3 protein-coding genes are annotated in these 3923 nt (G+C 62.0%); 1 reads left to right on the forward strand and 2 read right to left on the reverse strand.

All coding sequences use genetic code 11. The annotated features are described in order from the left end of the window. Both QRO91_RS22020 and QRO91_RS22025 read right to left on the reverse strand, forming a co-directional pair. The coding region (locus tag QRO91_RS22020) for a YgcG family protein (RefSeq protein ID WP_285310574.1) at nt 1-734 on the reverse strand (734 nt) is incomplete at its 3' end. A 3-nt stretch (nt 735-737) separates the two neighbouring features. Beyond that, complete coding sequence (locus QRO91_RS22025; RefSeq protein ID WP_049428852.1) at nt 738-1355, reverse strand: LemA family protein; 618 nt, start codon at nt 1353-1355, stop codon at nt 738-740. 499 nt (nt 1356-1854) lie between these two features. On the opposite strand from QRO91_RS22025, the gene QRO91_RS22030 reads away from it, so the two are divergent. Continuing rightward, nucleotides 1855-3690, forward strand: coding sequence for a hypothetical protein (locus QRO91_RS22030; protein WP_197633523.1), 1836 nt, complete (start codon nt 1855-1857; stop codon nt 3688-3690). Nucleotides 3691-3923: the final 233 nt, after the last annotated feature.

The following is a 3923-nucleotide window of genomic DNA, read 5'->3' on the forward strand; positions in this document are numbered from 1 at the left end:
CCGGAGAGCATGGCAACGATCAGGCCCACGACGCCCGCCAGGCCACTGGCCAGCAGCGTGGACGTGAACAGGAACGCCGCCAGCGCTGCACCCGCGCCACCCAGCAGGCCACGCAGCGGGCGCGGCACGCGCGAGAACACGCCGCGCAGGATGCTGCCAGCGAACACGCCGATGAACAGCGCCAGGAACCAGGTATCGCCGCCACCGCCGGGTTCCCGCCCACGATGGCCGCTGACCGGTGCCGGCAGCGTTTCGCCATCGATCAGCTTGACCAGCACCGCCGTGGCATCGGTGATGCCGCCGGCGTAGTCGCCACTGCGGAAACGCGGCACCAGGTATTCCTGGATGACCCGGTTGGCGATGGCATCGGGGATGGCGCCTTCAAGACCATAGCCCGGCTCGATGCGCACACGCCGGTCATCCTTGGCCACCACCAGCAGCACGCCGTCATCCACGCCCTTGCGGCCGATCTGCCATTGGTCGAAGACCCGCGTGGTGTACTGGGCGATGTCCTCCGGCTGGGTGCTGGGCACCACCAGCACCTGCAGCTGGCTGCCCTTGCGCTGCTGGAGGTCCAGCGCCTGCTGTACCAGCGCCTGCTTCTGCGCGGCATCCAGCGTGCCGGTGGTATCGACCACCGGCGAATCCAGCGCCGGAATCGGCGCCAGCTGCTGCGCCTGCGACGCCAGCGGCAGCCACAGCAGCAGGGCCAGCAGCGCAGTGGCCAGGCGCATCGGTCAGTGGCCCGGCTGCGGCGCCGGCTGCTGCGGCGCGTTGCCGAAATCGACCGCCGGTGCGTTGGAAATCTGCGCTTCGTTGTCCACGGTGAAGTTCGGCTTGGTCTTGTAACCGAAGATCTTGGCGGTGATCACCTGCGGGAACGAGCGGATGTAGGTGTTGTAGTCCTGCACTTGCTGAATGTAGCGGCCGCGGGCAACGGTGATGCGGTTTTCGGTGCCTTCCAGCTGCGCCTGCAGGTCGCGGAAATTCTGGTCGGACTTCAGCACCGGGTAGTTCTCGGTGACCACCAGCAGCCGCGACAGCGCACTGCCAAGTTCGCCCTGGGCCTGTTGGAACTGCTTCAGCGAGGCCTCGTCATCTGCGTTGACGTTGATCTGGCCAACCCGCGAACGGGCGTTGGTGACTTCGGTCAGCACGCGCTCTTCCTGGCTGGCGAAGCCCTTCACGGTCTGCACCAGGTTGGGCACCAAGTCGGCGCGGCGCTTGTACTGGTTGAGCACTTCCGACCAGCTGGCCTTGACCGCCTCATCCTTCTGCTGGATGGCGTTGTAGCCGCAGCCGGACAACAGGGAGGCCAGCAGCATCAGGGGCAGGACACGGGTGAACAGGCGCATGGCGGAGGTTCCGGGTGGGCTTGGCGCCGAGCATGCCACGGTCGGTGTTAACGAACGTGTGGAGATGAACAGGAATCCGGCAGGGCCGACCGGTCCAGGCCAGGAGGTCGCTGAAGCGATGGGTCTGGCGCATTGCCTGAACTAGGCCTGGGGGCGGCTCTGCCCCTGGCTTCCGCGTTCCGTCGGCCAGGTCCTCCGGGCAGGGCAATCGCGGGCCCATTTCGTACTTGTTGCATGGCTCAGCACAGTTTCCGCATCAGATAGTTCAGGAATCCCGCACTTGAACTGCCCGCCCGCTCAGATGCAGCAGCCATCGGTCGGGAAATGGGCATGGACCTCAATCATGCACAGACTTATTCCAACAGCAGCCATCATCGCTGTACTCACACCTACGGCTTGCGCCCAGCCAACCCCGGGGCCCACGCGGGATGCTCCGACGTCCGGGCCTGTCCTTATCCCGCCTGCCCTCACCACGCCAGCCGATGCCAAGACCCGGGACATGCTGCTTCACGTAGAGGGTGACAGCTATATGGGCAAGGCTTACATCGTGTCCGCATCGACGCAGGAGGTCAGCACTGCGCTTCGTGCACGAGACTATTTTTCCAGCTCATTCCGCCAGAGGGATGGCGCTCAACCTATCCTGGGGGACATGGAGCGGGCGTGGATGAAGGTCTACGGGCACTTCCACCCTGAGAAAAGTGCAATCGTGTTCGCGAAGAAGCTTGATGCAATCGATGTAGCGGCCACGTTGGGGGTCATCGCCCCCGAAGAGAAGTCGCGCTGGCGTACTTACGTAGAACAGCTGTCTCCATCCGATCTCGATCCCACAGGTGGCTCGTTCACTGATCTGACAGTGGATCGACTGACGTTCTCCAGTTCCCACATTGACACTGCGCGACGCAGGTCAGGCGACAAGCACGTTGTTTTGATCGACCTGACGGATATGACAGGCGCTCCTTCGCAAACGCTGCTTTGGTATGCGGAACGGCGCCAGGAACAACGCCGTGTCAAATGGAAAGCCTTCGCCTCCATTCCGGGGGTCGCCGGTGTGCCCTACCCGCATTGGGAGACCGAGATGATCACGGAGAACCACGCCAGCCAGGAATTCTCAGACCAGATGCAGGCGCTGGTATCAACGCTCCCGGCGGGCCCTGAAAGATCATTGGATGTCATCTCGAATCTGTTCAATCCAAGCGAAGAGACGCCGGTTCAGCGCATCGCCCCTCGTCTGCCCATGGATGGCGCGACGACGATGCTGCAGTGGCTCCCAATCCAGGGGATTCAACCGGGCAACAACTCTGGCCAGATTCGTTCGCTATCCAGTGACCAATTCCATGTCACGTCAGCCTCCAACAGGTCATACGGCTACGTTGCCGCGAAGAAGGACGGGGGCGTCGTGGCTTGGCGAATGGGTGAAAGTCAGCGGATGATCGAGACAAAGGTCGACCGAAAGGGGCGGTTATGGGTCCTGATCGCAACCGTGCCAAGTCTGACGCAACAGATTCTCACGTCCTGCCCTGTGCAGATCAGCGTTGATGCGACTGGGTCCATCCGAAGCAACCGTTGTATGCAGAGCACCATGGCGCCTCGGTGGCAACTCGATGTAGACGGCAACTCCTATCTCTACTCGGAGTCTCACATGGCGACGGAAGAGCGCTTCCCTGAGCGGATCATGGACACAGGATCAGGAGAAGTCATCGCGATGAAGGAGCTATGGAAAGACAGAACCAACTTGAGACGGCGCGTCTTTGGCTACATGCAATCCTGCTCCTCAGGTCCGGCACCCGATCTGGGAGACGGACTCTTCTGGTTCACGAGTTGCGGCCTGGTGGGTGTTGCACCTGCTTCAGGCGATGTGGTCAAGAGCTTTCCACTGAGGTCCGGAAGCACTGGACGCTTGGTGTTAGGGAGCGCCGCGGGCGACTGGGTTGCCGAAGAAGCTCGTGATCCAACAGACCAGAGGGAAGTTCTTCGCATTCATCGTCTTTCCACCGGGGAAGCAGCATTTGAGGTTGAACGAAAAACTGGTACTCAGGCGCTGGCACGTACGGCTCATGGCAGGCTGCTCGCGATGACGGTTACAGGCGCTTCGCCGGGCCGTTACGTCGATGTCTGGCGCATGGATTCCGGCAAGCACGTCTCGCGCCTCGCCATTCCAGAAGGAATCGCATTGAAATCCCTTGCATTCAATCGAGCGGGGACGGAGCTCTGGGTCCATGCACATCAATTTGCCGACAAGGACTCCGGCGTACTTATCTGGACGGTGCCGGAATCATTGCAGGATGGTACAGACGACAACTGGAGCCCTGACGAGGCCGTAGTAAAGAAACACTAGCCAGTCCGATCCATCCACGCACTAGTCTCTGCAGAAGCCGATACTCCAGGCATTCGTGTCGACCAAGGTCGACACCTATCAGAGCAGAATCAGGGTCAGAGCCCGTTGCGCAGCAACGGGATCCGACCCGTGCAGTTCCGCCAGACCGCGGGAAACTGTCAGGGGTGGGGCGGTGTGGGCGTGCAGGACCGCAGGCGCCATGGATGGCGCCTACGAGCCCCCAGGGATGGGTT

Source organism: Stenotrophomonas maltophilia group sp. Smal32 (assembly GCF_030237085.1).
Taxonomy (GTDB): domain Bacteria; phylum Pseudomonadota; class Gammaproteobacteria; order Xanthomonadales; family Xanthomonadaceae; genus Stenotrophomonas; species Stenotrophomonas maltophilia_Q.

Excerpts from the sequence above, each read along its gene's own strand:
- QRO91_RS22025 (WP_049428852.1), bottom strand. The coding sequence starts at position 1,355 with ATGCGCCTGTTCACCCGTGTCCTGCCCCTGATGCTGCTGGCCTCCCTG.
- QRO91_RS22030 (WP_197633523.1), top strand. The coding sequence starts at position 1,855 with ATGCTGCTTCACGTAGAGGGTGACAGCTATATGGGCAAGGCTTACATC.